Origin of the sequence: Saccharomonospora sp. CUA-673 (genome assembly GCF_001942305.1) — a bacterium.
Lineage (GTDB): Bacteria > Actinomycetota > Actinomycetes > Mycobacteriales > Pseudonocardiaceae > Prauserella.
Genome location: NZ_MKKE01000038.1, coordinates 1 through 18,603, shown reverse-complemented (window position 1 = coordinate 18,603; position 18,603 = coordinate 1). Strand labels below are relative to the sequence as shown.

Below are 18,603 nucleotides of genomic sequence, written 5' to 3'. Positions count from 1 at the left end.
GGCTTCGGGCCATGATCGACGGTTTCACGCTGACTCGGGACGGGGACGTGGCCCGCCTGACGTTGTCCAGGCCGGCGAAGATGAACGCCATCACCCACGAGATGTGGTCGGCCGTTCCCGGCATCGTCGCCGACGTCGACGCCGACCCCGCGGTCCGGACGCTCGTGGTGACCGGGGAGGGCGAGCATTTCTCGGCCGGTGCGGACATCGGCGAGTTCCGCGATCTACGTGCGACGCCGGAAGGTGTTGCGGCATATGACAAAGCGGTCGACGCGGCCGTCGACGCGCTCACCGGGATGACCAAGCCGAGCATCGCGATGATCCGCGGCAACTGCATCGGCGGCGGCTGCCAACTGTCGGTGGCGTGCGATTTTCGTTTCGCCGCACCGGATGCGCGCTTCGGGATCACGCCGGCGAAGCTCGGCATCGTCTACCACTTCGAGTCGACCCGGCTGCTCGTCGAGCTCGTCGGACCCGCGCAGGCGCGCCATCTGTTGCTCTCGGGCAATCTCGTCGACGCGGCGCGGGCGCGGGAGATCGGTCTCGTCACCGACGTGTTCGACGACCTCGACGCGCGGACGGCCGAGTTCGCCGCGACCCTCGCGTCCCGTTCGCAGACGTCGGTGCGCGGCATCAACCGCATCATCGGCCGGATCGTCGCCGGGCAGACCGCCCCGGACGCCGACACCGAGGCGCTTCGCGACGGCGCGGCCCGCAGTGCCGACTACGCCGAGGGCGTCGCGGCGTTCCTCGAACGGCGCGCGCCCCGGTTCCCGGACCGCTGAGCCTCCCGGACCACTGAGTTTCCGGTGGCGCCTTTACGCGTCGACGGTGACCTCGCGGAAGCGGACCTCCTCGTTGGGCGCACCGCCGCCGGGGGACGGGTCGAGCGAACCGTCGTGGCCGGCCTCGGCGATCTGGTCGATCGTCTGCAGGCCCTCCTCGCCGATCCGGCCGAACGCCGTGTACTGCGGCGGCAGCTGCGCGTCGCCGAACACCAGGAAGAACTGGCTGCCGTTGGTGTTGGGACCCGAGTTGGCCATGGCGAGGGTGCCCCGCGGGTAGGTCGTGTTCTGGTCGACCTCGTCGGCGAACGAGTAGCCGGGACCGCCCTGACCGGTGCCCGTCGGGTCGCCGCACTGCAGCATCTGCAGACCCTCGGTGCTGATCCGGTGGCACGTGGTGTCGTCGAAGTAGTTCTGCTCGGCGAGGCTGATGAAGCTGTTCACCGCGCAGGGCGCCTGCTCGCGGTCGAGCGTGAGGTCGATGGGGCCGGCGCTCGAGTCGATCTGCGCGCCGACGGTGCCCTCGCGCGGCGGCTCGGTCTCGGACGGCGGGTCGACCTGCTTGGCGGCCTCGCCGCCGGGCTGGTACTCGCACGACTCCGGGCCGCCCTGCTCGCCCTGGGCGGTGGCGGCGCCCTCGGGTTCGTCGTCGCCGGTGATCACCACGACGAGGCCCGCGGCGATGATCACGACACCTGCCGCCACGCCGATACCGATGATCTTGCGACGCTTGGCGCGTTCGGCTCTGCGAGCGAGCTGCCGGTCCAGCTTGCGCTTCGCGGCCTCACGGCGCTGCTGGTTCGTCCCCACCTGGCCTCCTCGTTCACCCACGTGTTGGCTGGCGGCAGTCTATGGGCACGGTCTGTGAGAACGCTGTAGAGGGGCCGCTAGGCTGTGTCCGAATTCGGACGTGGAGGTGAGAACGTGCTGGTCGTCGGGTTCCCGGCCGGGACGTTCCGGACGAACTGCTACGTCCTGGCGCCGCGTCCCGGCGCCGGTTGCGTGATCGTCGATCCCGGTCAGGACGTCGCCGAACCACTCGAGCGGGCGTTGACCGACCACGCGCTGACACCCGCGGCGGTGCTGGCCACGCACGGACATCCCGATCATGTCGCCGGGATCGCCGACCTCGCGCGTGCCCACGACGTCCCGGTGCGGATCCGCCCGGAGGACCGTCCGATGCTCGATTCCGTGCCGGAGTCGGTGGTGGAGCTCGGTGACGAGCCGGTCGAGGCGGCGGGCCTGACGATCGACGTGCTGCACACGCCGGGCCACACCCCCGGGTCGGCCGTCTTCCGGCTGGAGACCGAGGAAGGCGGGCGCATCGCGCTCACCGGCGACACCCTGTTCGCCGGTTCCGCGGGCCGCACCGACGGACCGACCGGCGACGCCGACGCCCTGCGGAGCTCGCTCGCCCTGCTGGCGCGCGTACTCGACGACGACACCGTCCTGCTGCCGGGCCACGGACCGAGCACCACCATGGAGCGGGAGCGGACGGCGAACCCGTTCCTCGCCGCGGCCGAGCACGACACACTGGGGACAGCGACAGCCACAGCGGAGATGGGGACAACAGACGTGGAGACCCGCGAGAGGGACATGCGATGACCGAGCCCGAGCCGCGCGAGCCGGAAACGCCCGACACACCCGAGAAGTCGGCCACGCCCGACGGTCCGCCGGAAGCCGACGGCACGGCCCAGGACGCGCCCGCGGACGCCGGGGGCGGCACGGCGCACGGTGGGACGGCGCAGGACGGGACGGTCCAGGACGGGGCGGTGTCGTCGGGTCGGCCCGCGGAGCCGGAGAAGATCGTCCTCTACGCCCAGGATCCGACGATGCGGCGCAAGCGGGCGCTCGCGGGTCTGGTCGGGGTCGTCGTGTTCGCGGCGGCGTTCGGCGGGATCGCCGGTCTGATCGGCGGTGCGACGACGGGGCTGGTGGTCGCGGGGGTCATCGCCGCGTTCCTCGGGTTCGTGATCGCGTCCAACGCGCGCAGGCAGGTGTGGCTCGAGGGCCGCACGGTCGTGATGCGCACGTGGGGCGAGCGCCGCATCGACCTGGTGACCGTGCCGCAGATCGACCTGCTGCTCAGCGACGTGCGCGGCAGCCGCACCGTGAGCCTGCTCGTCACCGACTCCGGCAAGAAGGCCGTGAAGATCGACCTGGCGATCTACGCGGGCACGGGTGGCCGGGAGCTCGGCATCCTCGCCCTGCGCAGGCTGGCCGACGCGCTGGCCGACAACGTCGAGGCCAACGGTCTGGTGTTCTCCGAGCTGCTCGTGGCGCAGCTCCGGTCCGAGGCGCGCGGCGACGCCGCGGCCGACCGCCCGCTGTACCGCATCGGCTCCGCCGCACCGCAGGGCAAGCTCGCCCAGCGGTTCACGATGGAGGCCGTCAACCGGTTCGTGGCGTCCCTGGACTGATCCTCGCCCGGATCACCGCGAGTCGGGGAAATCGGTACCCGCGCCCGGTTCGGCCGCGTCGTCGCTGACGTCGCCGACACCGGCCGCGTCGTCGACCTCGCCGGTGGAGGTGACGGGCCGGAGCGCGCCGAGTTGCAGTTCGATGGCCGTGAGCTGTTCGCGCACGGCGTCGAGCTGGTCGCGGATCGACTCGAGTTGGTAGATCGCCTCGGGCAGCTCGGCGGCCGCGAACGTCGCGAGCTGTTCCAGGTGGTCCGTCGCCTCGCGCAGTCCGTTCAGCGCGGTGACGAGGTTCGGCAGCGCCGCCACGGCCGACACGGCGGCGAGGCCGCCGCGCACCGCACCGCGGACGGTTCGGCACACCAACGTCAACGGCTCGCGCACGAACGCGGGTATCGGAAGGTCGGGAAAGGGCACTGGGCCGGGCATGGCGGCTCCGGGGACTGGGGGAGCGTGAGGGGACCGGGTCGGACGTGGAGCTCGGATACGGGCGGTGACAGGGCGATTCCTGACTGCCGTTCCTATCCCACGCGCCTGGGTGAGTGCCGGCCGACCCACCGGTGTGGTGCCGGTGTGACGGATGTGGTCAGTGTGAACCCGGACGGTGCTTCGCGGTGGTTCTCGTACCGGGCTTCGCAGGTCGCTCCACCGGCTCGTGGTGGTTCTCCTCGCGCACCACGATCAACGCCGCCAACACGCTCGTCACCGGGACGGCGGCGATGATGCCGATGCTGCCGGCGAGGGTGCGGACGATCTCGGCGGCCAGCTCCTGCGACGTCAGGATCGACCCGAGGCCGACATCGGCCAGCGACACCAGCAGCAGGGCAGGCAGCGCGGCACCGGCGTAGGCCATGACGAGCGTGTTGACGGCCGAGCCCACGTGGGCCCGGCCGATCCGCAGGGCCGAGGCGTACAGCTCGCGCCACGTCAGCCGCGGGTTGGCGCGGTGCAGTTCCCACACCGCGCTCGCCTGCGTCACGGTGGTGTCGTCGAGGACGCCGAGTGCGCCGATGACGATGCCGGCGAGCAGCAGGCCGCGCGTGTCGATCTCGTGCCCGAGCGACCCGATGAGGGCGGAGGTGTTCTCGTCGAGCCCGGTCAGCTTCGCCGCGCCGGAGAAGATCGTCGCGAGGATGCCGATCAACGACAGGCTGACCATCGTGCCGAGCACGGCCACCGACGTGCGCGCCGAGAAGCCGTGCGTCGTGTACAGCGCCACGAACATGATCAACCCGGATCCGGCGATGCCGACGGCCAGGGGATTCGCGCCGTGCAGGATGGCCGGCAGCACGAACAGGCCGATGATCACACCCGTCACGGTGAGCGCGCCGAGCGCCGCCGCGCCGCGCCACCGGCCGAGCACCAGCACCGCCGCGGCGAACACGACCGCCAACAGCGCCAGCGGGAGACCGCGCTGGAAATCGCGCAGCTGGTAGGAGTTCGGATCGCCGGCGTCGGCGCCGCTGTAGGCCAGCACGACGTCGTCGCCCGCGGCGAACGACGGGTTGCCCTGCCCGGCGGGCAGCGCCTTGGTGATCGTGGTGCCCTCGGCGGGGCCGTCGGTGAGCGTGACCTCGACCGTCTGGCACCGCGGGCCGTCGTCGGCCGGCTCGTCGCCCACCTGTACCTGGCCGGGGGACAGGCACGGCCCGAGCTCCGACGACACGACCTCGCCGTTGACCGGTTCGCCGACCGCGTGTCCCGTCGGGTCCTCCTCACCCCACGGGTAGAGCAGGATCACCGAGAGCAACGCCCCGACCGCGAACGGCGTGAGCAGCGCCGCGAGCAGGCGGCGCACCTTCCGGGACGCCGGCGTCGCCGGGCTGTGCCCGTGGCCATGCCCGTGGCCGTGCTCGGGGCCGTGCTCGGGGGTCGGTGCGGCGGCGTCGTCCTCCGTCCGTGCCGGCTGTTGCGGGCGCTCCGGCTGCTCCGGGCCGCCGTGGGGCCGCTCGGGCGGGTGCTCCCGTGGACGCCGGGGCCGGCGCGGGGGCGGACCCTGCCGCGGGGCTCGCGAGTCCCGCGGCGGCGGCGTGTCACCCCGGCGCGCGCCGCCGGGCGGGGTGCGCGGACGGATCGGTTCCGGCAGGACCGGTCCGGTGTCGTCGTCGGAGTTGTCACGAGGCACGCGACCATCTTCGCCGCCGACGCGCCGTGGGCCGTGCGCGGGCCGCCGGAACGGGCAAACCTGCTCGCGGGCGGCGTGGTCGCGTTGGATAACCTGAACGTTGGTCCTTCGCCGGTGCGCACCCGGCGAAACCGTTCGGAGCTCGAAATCAGCTCGGAACCAGCGCAGAACCGATGTCCGTTGCTCACCGCATGCCCGAGAGGATCCCGCGAAGTGCTTCGCACCCACGACGCCGGCACGTTGCGTGCCGAGCAGGCCGGCCAGACCGTCACGCTCACCGGCTGGGTGGCGCGGCGGCGCGATCACGGCGGAGTGATCTTCATCGACCTGCGCGACGCGAGCGGCGTGGCCCAGGTCGTGTTCCGCGAGGGTGAGATGGCCGAGCGTGCCCACCAGCTGCGCGCCGAGTACTGCATCAAGGTCGTCGGTGAGATCTCCCGGCGGCCCGAGGGCAACGAGAACCCCGAGATCGCGACCGGTGACATCGAGGTCTACGTCAGCGAGCTGGAGGTGCTGTCCGAGGCCGCGCCGCTGCCGTTCCCCGTCGACGAGCGGGTCGACGTGGGCGAGGAGGTCCGCCTCAAGCACCGCTACCTGGACCTGCGCCGCGCCGGCCAGGCCCACAACATCCGGCTGCGCAGCGAGGTCAACCGGGTGGCGCGCGAGGTGCTGCACGAGGACGGCTTCGTCGAGATCGAGACGCCGACCATGACCCGGTCGACCCCCGAGGGTGCGCGCGACTTCCTCGTGCCCGCCCGGCTCCGCCCCGGTTCCTGGTACGCCCTGCCGCAGTCGCCGCAGCTGTTCAAGCAGCTGCTGATGGTCGGCGGCATGGAGCGCTACTACCAGATCGCGCGCTGCTACCGCGACGAGGACTTCCGCGCCGACCGGCAGCCCGAGTTCACCCAGCTCGACATCGAGATGAGCTTCGTCGAGCAGGACGACGTGATCGACCTCGGCGAGCGGTTGGCCCGCGCGCTGTGGTCGCTCATCGACGCCGAGGTGCCGGAGACGTTCCCCCGGATGACCTACGCCGAGGCCATGGCCCGCTACGGCTCGGACAAGCCCGACCTGCGGTTCGACCTCGAGCTCACCGAGCTGACCGAGTTCTTCGCCGACACGCCGTTCCGCGTGTTCCAGGCCCCGTACGTCGGCGCCGTGGTCATGCCGGGCGGGGCCGACCAGCCGCGGCGCACCCTCGACGCCTGGCAGGACTGGGCCAAGCAGCGCGGGCACAAGGGCCTGGCCTACGTGCTGGTCGGCGAGGACGGCACGCTGTCCGGCCCGGTCGCCAAGAACATCTCCGAGGACGAGAAGGCCGGTCTGGCCAAGGCCGTCGGCGCCAACCCCGGCGACTGCATTTTCTTCGCCGCCGGCACGCCGAACAGTGCCCGCAGCCTGCTCGGCGCCGCCCGCGGCGAGATCGCCGACCGGCTCGGGTTGATCGACGCCAGCGCCTGGTCGTTCGTGTGGATCGTGGACGCGCCGATGTTCGAGGCCGCCGACGAGACCGACGACGTCGCCGTGGGCAGCGGCCAGTGGACGGCCCTGCACCACGCGTTCACCTCGCCGAAGCCCGAGTGGGTCGACACGTTCGACTCCGACCCCGGCAACGCGCTGGCCTACGCCTACGACCTGGTGTGCAACGGCAACGAGATCGGCGGCGGATCGATCCGTATCCACCGCGGCGACGTGCAGAAGCGGGTATTCGAGGTCATGGGTATCTCGCAGGAGGACGCGCAGGAGAAGTTCGGCTTCCTGCTCGACGCCTTCCAGTTCGGGCCGCCGCCGCACGGCGGCATCGCCTTCGGCTGGGACCGCATCGTGATGCTGCTGGCCGGCGCCGACTCGCTGCGCGATGTCATCGCGTTCCCGAAGACCGGGGGCGGTTTCGACCCGCTCACCAGTGCGCCCGCGCCCATCACGGCCGAACAGCGCAAGGAGGCGGGCGTGGACGCGAAGCCGGCCCCGAAGGCCGACAAGGCAGCAGAGAAGGCAGAGAAGCCGGTCGAGAAGGTCGAGCAGGGCACGGCCTGACGCCGGGTCCCGGTCGCCGCCCACGGCTCCCCGTCGGGGGTGGCGGCTCCAGCCTCCGCCGCCGGATGGGGTCGCTGGGTTGCGCCGAATGTCCGTTTGTGGCGCGGATTGCGGTCACCGGATTGTGGTCAGCTTTCCCGTCGCACTAGTAGGGTCGGAGCCAATGACTGTGGACACCTCTCCAGCCGACGATTCGACCGTCGGCACCGGAGCGGACACCCCTTCCAGTTCTACCGCCGATGCGAGGGAGGCCGCGGTGCTCGCGGCGGTATCCGAGGCGGAGGCGGTGCTGGCGCAGCGTTTCGGCAGTGCCGTCTCGCTCGTCGACGCCGAGGACCTCGAGGGAAGCGGCCCCGCGACCGTCGTGCGTGCGCGCGTGGCGTCGGCGTCGTTCGCGCTGCCCCGCACCCTCGTCATCAAGCACTATCCGGGTGAGCCGTCGGCGGGGCAGGACGACTCGTTCGCCCGCGAGGCGGCCAGCTACCAGCTGTTCACGGCGTTGTCGGCGGCCGACCGCACGTGCCCCGAGATCCTCGCGCACAGCGCCGATCGTCGGGTGCTCGTCATCGACGACCTCGGCAAGGCGCCGACGCTCGCCGACAAGCTGCGCGGATCCGACGCGCGCGCCGCCGAGACGGCGCTGCTGTCGTGGGCGCGGTCGCTGGGCCGCATCCACTGCAGCACCGCCAACCGCGATGCCGACTTCCACGCGCTGCTGCGCAGGCTCGGCAAGGCGGGACCGGCGTCATCCGGGCAGTCCGACGGCCAGGTGGTGCCGGCTCCCGAGCCGCCCGACGCCGTGACCGCGGTGCCGGCCTTGCTGCACGAGGTGCTCGGCGTCGAGACGGCGCCCGAGGTCCTCGCGGTGGCCGAGCGTGCCGCGGAGCAGGCCAGGTCGGCGGCGTTCCGCGCGTTCAGCCCCGTGGACCTGTGGCCGGACAACAACCTCGTCACCGGCGAGGGTGTGCGGTTCCTCGACTTCGAACGGGGCCGGGTGCGCAGCGCGCTGGTCGACGCGGCGCACCTGCTCGTGCCGTTCGTGTCCGGCCCCGAACCCTTGGCGTTGCGTCGGGGATGAGCGAGGCGATGATCGCCTCGTGGCGGGCCGAGGTCGCCGACCTGTGGCCGTCCCTGACCGAGGAGGACACGCTCAGCCGCTACCTCCTCGACGGCGGTCTGCTGCTCGTGTGGCAGGCCGCGCTGCGCTGGCTGCCCGAACTCGCCGAGCTCTCGGCCGACGAGCTGACCGCGCCGACCCGTCAGCGGGCCGCGGCACTGGCCACCTGGTGGCGGGACCTGGGCGAGGAGGCCGAACGGGAGAGCGGGCCGGAGGACGGGCCCGTGATCGCCGCGCACGCCACTGCCGTGGCGCACGCGCTCGACACCCGTTTCGGCCCGGACCTGGAGCTTCCGCTGTACCCGGCGTTCCGCTGACTCCGACCACGCCCACCGCCGCCGTGCCTGAAGCCGGCGTCGCAGTGGCGTGGTCGGAGTGTCGGCGTCGTGGTCAGGCCGAGGCGGGCGTGGTCGCGGACCTGCCGGTGAGTGCCGGGCTGTCGGCCAGTTTCAGCCACACGACGCCGCCGATGATCACGGCCAGCCAGAACGCCTTCACCAGCGTGAGCGTCTCGGCGAAGAACAGCGGTCCGAACACGGCCGCGCCGACGGCACCGATGCCCGCCCACACGGCGTAGCCGATGCCGACGTCGATCGTGCGCAGGGCCAGGCTGAGGAAGAACAGCGTCAGCAGGAAGAAGCCGACGGCCACGGCCGACCAGAGCGGATCGGTGAAGCCGCGGCTGCCGTTGACGCTCAGCGCGTAGCCCACCTCGAACACGCCCGCGACGATCAGCGCGAGCCAGGCGGTTCCGCCGCCCGGCCGGGCGGCTGCGGTGGGCGATGTTTCGGGGGACGGTGCGGGGGTTTCCGCGGTGGTCATGGGAGTGCTCCGTTCTCGATATTCGGGTTCGGTTGTGGGAGTGGGTTGCGGGAGCCGTTGTGGCTGCTCAGACGGTCCCGGCGAGATTGAGTCCGACCACGCCGGCGATGACGACCGTGATGCCGAGCAGCTTCTGCCAGGTGAGGCGTTGGGCGAGGAAGAGCGCTCCGATCACGACGATCCCGACACCGGCCAGGGAGGTCCACAGCGCGTAGCCGACGCGACGTCGAAGGTCAGCAGCGCGAGGCTGAGGAAGAAGGTGGCGATGGCGCCGCTGACGAGGGTGGCGATCGTCCAGTGCAGGTGCCGGAAGCGTCGGCCTTTCCGGCGGAGATCGCGACGGCGACCTCGAAGACGATGCGATGCCGAGGTAGAGCCAGCTCATGAGACGGGTCCTTTCGAGTCGGGGTGTTGCGAGTCGGGGTTGTGCGGGTCGGGGGAGAGGTGCCGGTGCAGGTAGCGGGTGAACGGGCGGTGGCCGTGCGGCACGCGTAGGGGGTGCAGCAGTGCCGCGCGGCGTTCGTCGGTGATGCCGTGGGCGGCGTAGCTCGGGCGGTAGTCGAATCCGAGGGCGGCGACCTGGTCGCGGTCGACGGCCACGTGGATCTCGGTGATGCCGTGGTCGAGCGCGTGGCGGTAGCAGAGTCCGCACGGTTCGCCGGTGGCGAGCAGCGTCGTCCCGGTCAGATCGGCCGAGCCGCGGCGCGCGAGGGCGTCGCGCATGGCGACGATCTCGGCGTGGGCCGTCGGGTCGTGCCGCGCGGCGACCTGGTTCGTCCCGAACTCGGAGACGACACCGCCGCTGTGGTCGACGAGCACGCCGACGAACGGCAGCCCACCTGCGTCGACGTGAGCGATGCAGGCGTCGACCGCGCGGTGCATGACCTCGGACAGGGCGGCCAGGGCGGTCGGGTCGGCGCTCACGACGCCCTGCCTGTCGGATCGGCCACCTGCCGGGTCCGGTCGACGGCGGCCACGAGCCGCTTCGCCGACGGCACACCGCGCAGCAGTTCACCGCCGGGAAGTCCGCCGACGACGACCCCGGGGACCGCGTCGATCCCGACCTCGCGGACGGCGAACTCGAGGTCGGTGCGGTGTTGTTCCCGGCGTTGCTCGCTGCCGAGCGCGGCGGCGGCCTCCTCGGCGTCGAGCCCGACCTCGGTGGCGACCGCGATGATCTCGTCCTCGCGTCCGATGTCGCAGTCGCGCTGGAAGAACGCGGCGAACATCGCCGTCGAGTACTCGTGGGCCAGGCCGCGTTCCCGGGCGAGTTGGAGCACCAGGAACGCCTTGTCCGTGCGCGGCTGCGGCGACACCGACGGCAGCGTCACGGGCACGCCGACGCGTTCGGCCATCGGATAGACGGCGTCCCGCCACACCCGCGGCAGGTAGTCGTCCTCCGGGCGGAGGGTCGGCACCGGGTCGGGGCGCAGTTCGAACGGGCGGATCGTCACCGCCACGTAGCGGGTGCGGGCGAGCTCGTCCAGCGCCGGTTCGACGAGGAAGCAGAACGGGCAGACGTAGTCGACGAACACGTCGATCGGCGTCGTCATCGGACCCTCCTTGGCTATTAGGTGTATGTACATGCAGCTATCTGGGTGCACGGTGGGGCAGGTCGGTGGATGAGAGTGAGGTCAGGCGGTGATGAGCGCGCCGACAGCGGCCAGGGCCGCGGCGATCTGACGGGTGTCGAGGTGGGGGAAGTGGGCGGACGGGTCGTCGAGGAGCTCCTTGACGCGGGCCTCGTAGGGTTCGCGCACCTCACTCAGGCGCGCCTCCCCGGCCTCGCCGATGACGGCGTAGACGCCGCGGCCGTCGTCCTCGCACACGTCCCGCCGGGCGAGGCCCTTCGTCTCGAGGCGGCTGACCAGGCGGGTCGTGGAGCTGGCGTTCAGGCCCAGGCGTTGTGCGAGTGCGGCGACCCGCAGTTCCTTGTCGTCCTGCTGGCCGAGCAGCATGAGGGCCCGGTACTCGGTCAGTCCGAGTTGGTGGGTGTTCATCAGCCACTTGTCCAGGCTTGCGTCGATCGCCGACGCGAACGCAGCCACCCGTGACCAGGAGCTGCTGACGCTCTCCGTCGGGCCGGCATCCTGTTCGGGTAGCTGCATGTGCATGCAAATAACGTAGACGGGTGTGCCGGGTGCGTCAACACCGGGGTCGGAATCTCGAAGATTCGCCGGAGCGTTCGCACGCCGTTACCCGCGGCTCACCGGTGGTGCGCACCGCTGCGCGAGGGTGCCGGTGTGGCGATCGACGAGATTTCGCAGACCCGGCGTTCTACCCAGACCCAGTGTCCCGAACTCGACACCCCTGCGACCGAGGCGCCGGCCGGCGGCAACCCCGCGAGCGGCTCCTCGACCGGCACCGCTCTGTCCGGCCCTGCCCTGTCCGGCCCCGTCTCGACCGATCCACCGCCCCCGGCGGAACTGCGGCCCGTGCGGAGGCTGGCCGTGCTCGGCGACTCGACGGCCGTCGGCCTCGGCGACCCCTTGCCCGGCGGCGCCTGGCGCGGCGTCGGACCGCTCGTGGCCGACGCGCTGGGGGTCGACCCCGTCCGCTACGTCAACACGTCCTTCACCGGCGCGCGCGTGCGCTGCGTGCGCACCGACCAGCTGCCCGTCGCGCTCGAGCACGCGCCGGACGTCGCCGTCGTGATCGTCGGCATGAACGACACGCTGCGTTCCGACTTCGACCCCGCGCAGTTGACCGGGGACCTCGACGCCACCGTCGCGGCGCTGCGCGAGCGGGGTGCGCTGCCGGTGATGATGCGGTTCCACGACCACGGGCGCGTGTTCCGGATGCCGGGACCGCTGCGGCGCGCCCACGCCGCGCGCGTGGACGCCCTCAACCGGGTCGTCGACACGGTCGTCGCGCGGCACGACACGGCGTGCGTCGACCTCGACCGCGTGCCCGGCGCCTACGACCTGCGGGCCTGGAGCGTCGACCGGCTGCACCCGTCCGAGTTCGGCCACCGCCTGCTGGCGCGTGGTGTCACCGAGGCGGTGGGCGCCCGCGGTCACGCCGTGCGCGAACCGGTCTCGTTGACGTGCTCCGGCGGTGCGAGCGCGGGCCGCTTCGACCACGTGGCCTGGCTGATCGGCAAGGGCGTGCCGTGGCTGTGGCGACGCGGACGCGATCTGGTGCCCTACGCGGCGGGCATCCTCGTCCGCGGCGTGCTGCGCAAGGAGGAGCGTCCCGTCGAGGCCGATCCCGCGCTCGGCGAGGCCGCCTGGACCGACCACGGGCTGCGCCGGGCCGTCTGAGCCGCCGACGTTCCGGCGCCGCGGTCCCCGCAGCGTCGGTGCCGGCGGATACCGTCGAGGTGTGGAGCAAGACGAACTGTTCACGGTGAACGAGGACGCCCGCCGCGGCGCGCCTCCGCCGGTGTCCGACGAGCCGCAGACCCCGATGCATCCGCAGCAGCCGCCGCCCGGATCGCCACTCGCGGTGCGCATGCGGCCGCGCAGCCTGGACGAGGTCGTCGGACAGCAGCACCTGCTCGGCGACGGTGCCCCGCTACGCCGGCTCGTCGAGGGTGCCGCGCCGGCGTCGGTGCTGCTCTACGGCCCGCCCGGCACGGGCAAGACGACGCTGGCCAACCTCGTCTCGACCGCGACGGGCCGGCGGTTCGTGGCCCTGTCGGCGCTGTCGGCCGGGGTCAAGGAGGTGCGCGGGGTCATCGAGGAGGCCCGGCGGCGCCGCAAATACAACTCCGAGGACACCGTCCTGTTCATCGACGAGGTCCACCGCTTCTCCAAGACCCAGCAGGACGCCCTGCTCGGCGCCGTCGAGGACCGCACGGTGCTGCTCGTGGCCGCCACCACCGAGAACCCGTCGTTCTCGGTGGTCTCCCCGCTGCTGTCGCGTTCGCTGGTGCTGCAGCTGCGCCCCCTGACCGACGACGACGTGGCCGGGCTGATCGACCGCGCGCTCACCGACGACCGCGGTCTCGACGGGAAGTTCGAGCTCACCGACGACGCCCGCGCGCACCTGATCCGCCTCGCCTCCGGCGCGCCCGGCGCGCGCTGACGGCCCTCGAGGCCGCCGCCGACGCCGCCGGTGTCACCGGCGGCGGCCTCATCGACCTGCCGACCGTCGAGGCCACGGTCGACAAGGCGGCCGTGCGCTACGACCGCGACGGCGACCAGCACTACGACGTGATCAGCGCGTTCATCAAGTCGATCCGCGGCTCCGACGTCGACGCCGCGCTGCACTACCTGGCCCGCATGATCGAGGCGGGGGAGGACCCGCGGTTCATCGCCCGCAGGCTCGTCGTGCACGCCAGCGAGGACATCGGCATGGCCGACCCCACCGCGTTGCAGTCGGCCGTGGCCGCGGCGCACGCGGTGCAGTTCATCGGCATGCCGGAGGGCAGGCTCGCGTTGGCGCAGGCGACCGTGCACCTGACCACGGCGCCGAAGTCGAACGCCGTCATCGCCGGGATCGACGCCGCGCTGTCGGACGTGCGCGGCGGCGGCATCGGCACGGTGCCGCCGCACCTGCGCGACGGGCACTACGCGGGGGCGGCGCAGCTCGGCCACGCCCAGGGCTACCGCTACCCGCACGACGTCGCCGACGGCGTGCTGGCCCAGCAGTATCCACCGGACGAGCTGGTCGGGCGCGACTACTACCAACCCACCGCGCGCGGGGCCGAGCGCACGCTCGCCGAGCGGGTGCCGAAGCTGCGGCGCACGATCCGCGGCGGATCGTGACCCCCTGGGTACCCGCCGAGCGGCGCCGCGCAACGCTCGGCGAGGGCCTGCAGCCTCGGCGAGGCGACGCACGGTAGCCTCACAATCCCATCGGTCCCCACCGACGACCCAATTGAGAAGCCAATTGACGTCGCCGTCGATGCATGAATAAGGAGGGCACGTGTCGGCAGGGCAGATCGCCGCACTGGTCGCCGCAGGCGCCTTCGTGCTGCTGGTGTTGTTCTTGGCGATCGCGCTGATCAAGCTCGGTCGCACGCTCGACGAGGCCACGATCGCCATTCGCAAGGCCCACGAGAACACCGATCCGCTGCTGCACGGTGCCAACGACACCATCACGCACGTGAACACCCAGCTCGAGCGCGTCGACGGCATCACGTCGAACGCGCAGACGGTGTCGGGCAACGTCTCGGCGCTGTCGTCGGTGTTCACGGCGACGCTCGGCGGTCCGCTCGTGAAGACGGCCGCGTTGTCGTACGGCATGAGCAAGGCCATCAAGGCACGTCGGGCCGCGAAGGCCGACAACGGCAAGCACTCGCTCCGGCGCGGGAGGAAGAGCAGGAAATGAAACGCGTCTTCTGGCTCGGGGTCGGCGTGGCCGCGGGGGTCGCGCTGTCCCGCAAGGTCGGGGAAACCGCTCGTCAAGCCACTCCCGCGGGGTTAGCCTCGAACGTGGGAGACGCGGTACGTGAGCTCGCGGGCGCGCTGGGCGCGTTCGGGGCCGACGTGCGCGCCGGAATGTCCGAGCGAGAGCAGGAACTGAATCAGATCGTGGAGCGGCCGGTGACCCGGACGCGGCCCCCGGAGACCGGTGGCCGCCCGCCGCAGGCTGCCCGTCCGCAGGCAGGACGCCCGCAGGGCGAGCGGCCCGGACCCCGTCCCGCCCAGGGTGCCGGCGCCCGGCCCAGGCCGGCCAGCGCAGGCCGCGAGCTCCGCGGGCGGAGGGCTGAGCGCGCACGTCCGCGCACTTCGTCACCCTCCGCCGTCGTCGTTCTCACCGCGCCTGCCTCTCTCGGCCGCGGCCGGTCCGAACGCGGGAACGCCCTGCCGGCCGGTCGAGGTCGACCGCCACCACCCTGCGAGGAAGCTCCAGTGGAAACACACGAAATCAGCAAACGGTTCCTCGACTACTTCGAGGGCCACGACCACACCCGCGTGCCCAGCGCGTCGTTGATCCTCGACGATCCGACGCTGCTGTTCGTCAACGCGGGCATGGTGCAGTTCAAGCCGTACTTCCTGGGCGAGGTCCCGCCGCCGTACCCGCGCGCCACGAGCGTGCAGAAGTGTGTGCGCACCGGCGACATCGACGAGGTCGGCAAGACCACGCGCCACAACACGTTCTTCCAGATGGCCGGGAACTTCTCGTTCGGCGACTACTTCAAGGAAGGCGCCATCGAACGCGCCTGGGGTCTGCTGACCTCGGCGCAGGACGCCGGCGGTCTCGGCTTCGACCCGGAGCGGCTGTGGGTCACCGTCTACGAGCACGACGCCGAGGCGGCCGGGCTGTGGCGGGAGATCACGGGCATCCCGTCCGAGCGCATCCAGGTGCGCGACGGCAAGGACAACTACTGGGACATGGGCGTGCCCGGTCCGGGCGGTCCGTGCTCGGAGATCTACTACGACCGCGGTCCCGAGTACGGCCGTGACGGCGGTCCGGTGGTCGACGAGGACCGCTACCTCGAGATCTGGAACCTCGTGTTCATGCAGGACATCCGCGGCGACCAGAGCCCCAAGCTGGGCCACCCGCCGGTCGGCGAGCTCCCGCAGAAGAACATCGACACCGGCATGGGCATCGAGCGCGTCGCGTTCCTGCTGCAGGGCGTCGACAACGTCTACGAGACCGACCTCGTGCGCCCGGTGATCCAGCGTGCCGAGGAGTTCTCCGGCCGCCGCTACGGCGCCGACCACGCCGACGACGTGCGATTCCGCGTCATCGCCGACCACGCCCGGTCCGGTGCGATGCTCATCGGCGACGGCGTCACGCCCGGCAACGAGGCACGCGGCTACGTACTGCGCAGGCTGCTGCGTCGGATCGTGCGCGCGATGCGCCTGCTGGGCGTGCACGAACCGGTGCTGCCGGAGTTCGCGACCGTGGTGCGCGACGCGATGGCGCCGTCGTACCCCGAGATCGCCCGCGACTTCGACCGCATCAGCGACGTCATGCGCCAGGAGGAGGAGACGTTCCTGGCGACGCTGACGAGCGGATCGCGGATCTTCGACCTCGCGGCCGCGGAGACCAAGCGCTCGGGCGGGTCGATCCTGGCCGGTGACAAGCGTTCCAGCTGCACGACACCTACGGCTTCCCGATCGACCTGACCCTCGAGATGGCCTCCGAACAGGGCCTGTCGGTCGACGAGGACGGCTTCCGCACCCTCATGGAGGAGCAGCGGCAGCGCGCGAAGGCCGACGCGGCCTCCCGCAAGACCGGCCACGGCGACCTGTCGGTCTACCGCCGCCTGCTCGAACAGCACGGGGAGACCGAGTTCCTCGGCTACACCGACCTGCAGGCCACCGCGAAGGTGATCGGGCTGCTGTCCGACGGTGCACCCGCGGCGGTCGTCGGTGCGGGCTCGAAGGCCGAGGTCGTGCTCGACCGCACGCCCTTCTACGGCGAGAGCGGTGGGCAGATCGCCGACACCGGCGTGCTCGTGGGCCACGGCGTCGAGGTCACGGTCACCGACGTGCAGAAGCTCGTGCCCGGCCTGTTCGTCCACCGCGTCGAGGTCACCGGCGGCGAACTGGCCATCGACACCGAGCTGACCGCGTCGGTCGACGAGGGACGGCGCCGCTCGATCGCGCGCTCGCACTCGGCCACCCACCTCGTGCACTCCGCGGTCCGCGGCGCCTACGGCCGGCGCGCCGCGCAGGCCGGTTCGCTCAACTCGCCCGGCCGGATGAGGTTCGACTTCACCACGGCCGGTTCGGTGTCGTCCGACGTGCTGACCGAGGTCGAGGAAGAGGTCAACGACTACCTGCAGACCGACGTCGAGGTCTCGTCCTACACGACCACGAAGGACAAGGCCCTCGAACTCGGCGCGGTCGCGCTGTTCGGCGAGAAGTACGGCAACGACGTGCGGGTCGTCGACATGGGCGACTACTCGCGCGAGCTGTGCGGCGGCACGCACGTCGGCCGGATCGGCGAGCTCGGCCTGGTCAAGCTGGTCTCCGACGCGTCCATCGGCTCCGGTGTGCACCGCGTCGAGGCGCTGGTCGGCACCGACGCGCTGCGGCACGTGCGCAAGGAACAGCTGCTGGTGTCCCAGCTGGCCGGCACGTTGAAGGTGCGACCGAGCAGATCCCCGAGCGCATCGACGACGTGCTGGCGCGGTTGCGCAGCGCGGAGAAGGAGATCGAGCAGCTCAAGACCCAGCAGGTGCTGGGCTCGGCCGGTTCGCTGGCCGACGGCGCCGAGGAGGTCGGCGGTGTCTCGCTCGTCGCCACGCGCCTCGACGGCGGCATCGACGCCGGCGGCGTGCGCGCGCTGGCGGGCGAGGTCCGCAACCGGCTCGGCTCGCGCCCCGGCATCGTCGCGCTGTTCGCGCCGACCGACGACGGCAAGGTCAGCTTCGTCGTCGCCACGACCGCGGCGGCACGCGACAAGGGTTTCGCCGCGGGCAAGCTCGTGCCCTCGTTCGCCGAGGCCATCGGCGGGCGCGGTGGCGGCAAGCCGGACATGGCCCAGGGCGGCGGCAGCACCCCGGGCGGAATCGACCAGGCGATCGCCGCGCTGCGGAACGCCCTCGCGAACGGGTGAGTGACATCCAACCGGACCGGCCCGGGATCGATGATCCCGGCGCCGGCCGTCGGCTTGCCGTCGATGTCGGGTCCGTCCGGGTCGGGGTGGCGCTGAGCGATCCCAGTCCGATCCTGGCGACCCCGCTCGTTACCCTCACGAGAGATCCGGAGGGGGATACCGACATCGGCGAGCTCGTCTCGCTCGTCGCCGAACACGACGTGGTCGAGGTGATCGTGGGACTCCCCAGGACGTTGGCCGACCGGCACGGCTCCGCGGCCGAGATCGCGGCCGAGTACGCGGGCCGCCTCGGCGGCCGGCTCTCCGTCCCCGTACGACTGGCCGACGAACGGCTCACGACCGTCACCGCGAGCCGGGTGCTGTCCCAGCGCGGCGTGAAGGGCAAGAAGCAGCGTGCCGTCGTCGACCAGGCGGCGGCCGTCGAGATCCTGCAGGGCTGGATCGACGCGCGCAGCTCCGCGATCGCGAGGGGAGCGGGTTCGCCATGACGACCCCACCGCACGACGGCGGTGACCCGCGCGGGCCGCAGCCGCGCCGGCGGCACCGCTACGCCCCCGAACCGCCCGAGGCCCCGGTCGGCGAGCACCCCGCCGACGACGGCGCGTGGTTCGCCGACCGACATCCCCCCGAGGAACCCCACGGGTTCGACCAGGACCCGCGCCCGGAGCTGCCGCGGCGCGAACGTGCGCCGCGGCCGCCGGCCGCACGCCGTCCCGTGGGCGAGCAGTGGGCGGTGACGACGGCGCGTGGTTCGCCGACCGACATCCCCCCGAGGAACCCCACGGGTTCGACCAGGACCCGCGCCCGGAGCTGCCGCGGCGCGAACGTGCGCCG

14 protein-coding genes and 5 pseudogenes are annotated in these 18,603 nt (G+C 72.1%); 12 read left to right on the top strand and 7 right to left on the bottom strand.

Going from position 1 to position 18,603, the window contains the following annotated elements; translation table 11 throughout:
* Nucleotides 1-11 precede the first annotated feature (11 nt).
* A complete protein-coding gene (locus BJF85_RS17370; RefSeq protein ID WP_075849034.1) occupies nucleotides 12-785 on the top strand; it encodes an enoyl-CoA hydratase-related protein in 774 nt (257 codons plus the stop codon).
* 33 nt (nucleotides 786-818) lie between these two features.
* Here BJF85_RS17370 and BJF85_RS17365 read toward each other — a convergent pair whose 3' ends face one another.
* Nucleotides 819-1,595, bottom strand: a complete 777-nt coding sequence (locus BJF85_RS17365; RefSeq protein ID WP_075849032.1) for a peptidylprolyl isomerase — start codon at nucleotides 1,593-1,595, stop codon at nucleotides 819-821.
* Nucleotides 1,596-1,709: 114 nt separating this feature from the next.
* Between BJF85_RS17365 and BJF85_RS17360 the strand changes: the two genes are divergently transcribed.
* Nucleotides 1,710-2,390, top strand: coding sequence for an MBL fold metallo-hydrolase (locus BJF85_RS17360; RefSeq protein WP_075849030.1), 681 nt, complete (start codon nucleotides 1,710-1,712; stop codon nucleotides 2,388-2,390).
* Nucleotides 2,387-3,205 carry a hypothetical protein gene (locus tag BJF85_RS17355; protein WP_255375710.1) on the top strand — a complete coding sequence of 273 codons (819 nt, stop codon included), beginning with the start codon at nucleotides 2,387-2,389 and terminating at the stop codon, nucleotides 3,203-3,205. Before BJF85_RS17360 ends, BJF85_RS17355 begins: the two co-directional genes overlap by 4 nt.
* 12 nt (nucleotides 3,206-3,217) lie before the next feature.
* Here BJF85_RS17355 and BJF85_RS17350 read toward each other — a convergent pair whose 3' ends face one another.
* Both BJF85_RS17350 and BJF85_RS17345 read right to left on the bottom strand, forming a co-directional pair.
* Nucleotides 3,218-3,589 carry a hypothetical protein gene (locus BJF85_RS17350; RefSeq protein WP_075849028.1) on the bottom strand — a complete coding sequence of 124 codons (372 nt, stop codon included), beginning with the start codon at nucleotides 3,587-3,589 and terminating at the stop codon, nucleotides 3,218-3,220.
* Between the two features lie 202 nt (nucleotides 3,590-3,791).
* The gene (locus BJF85_RS17345) at nucleotides 3,792-5,330 is read right to left on the bottom strand and encodes a YibE/F family protein (RefSeq protein ID WP_075849061.1); all 1,539 of its coding nucleotides are present in this window, start codon (nucleotides 5,328-5,330) and stop codon (nucleotides 3,792-3,794) included.
* A 213-nt stretch (nucleotides 5,331-5,543) separates the two neighbouring features.
* Between BJF85_RS17345 and aspS the strand changes: the two genes are divergently transcribed.
* Both aspS and BJF85_RS17335 read left to right on the top strand, forming a co-directional pair.
* Nucleotides 5,544-7,367, top strand: a complete 1,824-nt coding sequence (gene aspS / locus BJF85_RS17340) for an aspartate--tRNA ligase (RefSeq protein WP_075849026.1) — start codon at nucleotides 5,544-5,546, stop codon at nucleotides 7,365-7,367.
* Between the two features lie 163 nt (nucleotides 7,368-7,530).
* Nucleotides 7,531-8,801: pseudogene (locus BJF85_RS17335) on the top strand (phosphotransferase).
* A 73-nt stretch (nucleotides 8,802-8,874) separates the two neighbouring features.
* On the opposite strand, the gene BJF85_RS17330 reads toward BJF85_RS17335, so the two are convergent.
* From BJF85_RS17330 to BJF85_RS17310, 4 genes are all read right to left on the bottom strand, one after another.
* A complete protein-coding gene (locus BJF85_RS17330; protein ID WP_083666503.1) occupies nucleotides 8,875-9,306 on the bottom strand; it encodes a multidrug efflux SMR transporter in 432 nt (143 codons plus the stop codon).
* Between the two features lie 381 nt (nucleotides 9,307-9,687).
* A complete protein-coding gene (locus BJF85_RS17320) occupies nucleotides 9,688-10,230 on the bottom strand; it encodes a nucleoside deaminase (protein WP_075849025.1) in 543 nt (180 codons plus the stop codon).
* Entirely contained in the window at nucleotides 10,227-10,859 is a 633-nt protein-coding gene (locus BJF85_RS17315) for a DsbA family protein (protein WP_083666502.1), read from the bottom strand. Before BJF85_RS17315 ends, BJF85_RS17320 begins: the two co-directional genes overlap by 4 nt.
* Nucleotides 10,860-10,940: 81 nt before the next feature.
* Complete coding sequence (locus tag BJF85_RS17310) at nucleotides 10,941-11,414, bottom strand: MarR family winged helix-turn-helix transcriptional regulator (protein WP_139320689.1); 474 nt, start codon at nucleotides 11,412-11,414, stop codon at nucleotides 10,941-10,943.
* A gap of 135 nt (nucleotides 11,415-11,549) precedes the next feature.
* Here BJF85_RS17310 and BJF85_RS17305 point away from each other — a divergent pair, with 135 nt between their 5' ends.
* From BJF85_RS17305 to BJF85_RS17280, 7 genes and pseudogenes are all read left to right on the top strand, one after another.
* Complete coding sequence (locus tag BJF85_RS17305; RefSeq protein ID WP_369822206.1) at nucleotides 11,550-12,569, top strand: SGNH/GDSL hydrolase family protein; 1,020 nt, start codon at nucleotides 11,550-11,552, stop codon at nucleotides 12,567-12,569.
* A gap of 61 nt (nucleotides 12,570-12,630) precedes the next feature.
* Nucleotides 12,631-14,018: pseudogene (locus BJF85_RS17300) on the top strand (replication-associated recombination protein A).
* Between the two features lie 160 nt (nucleotides 14,019-14,178).
* Entirely contained in the window at nucleotides 14,179-14,583 is a 405-nt protein-coding gene (locus BJF85_RS17295) for a DUF948 domain-containing protein (protein WP_075849021.1), read from the top strand.
* Nucleotides 14,580-14,864: pseudogene (locus BJF85_RS30910) on the top strand (hypothetical protein); the annotation flags it as partial. The gene BJF85_RS17295 and the pseudogene BJF85_RS30910, both read left to right, overlap by 4 nt.
* Nucleotides 14,865-15,107: 243 nt before the next feature.
* Nucleotides 15,108-17,769: pseudogene (alaS, locus tag BJF85_RS17290) on the top strand (alanine--tRNA ligase).
* Nucleotides 17,766-18,257, top strand: coding sequence for a Holliday junction resolvase RuvX (gene ruvX / locus BJF85_RS17285; protein ID WP_075849019.1), 492 nt, complete (start codon nucleotides 17,766-17,768; stop codon nucleotides 18,255-18,257). Before alaS ends, ruvX begins: the two are co-directional and overlap by 4 nt.
* A pseudogene (locus BJF85_RS17280) lies at nucleotides 18,254-18,603 on the top strand (hypothetical protein); the annotation flags it as partial. The gene ruvX and the pseudogene BJF85_RS17280, both read left to right, overlap by 4 nt.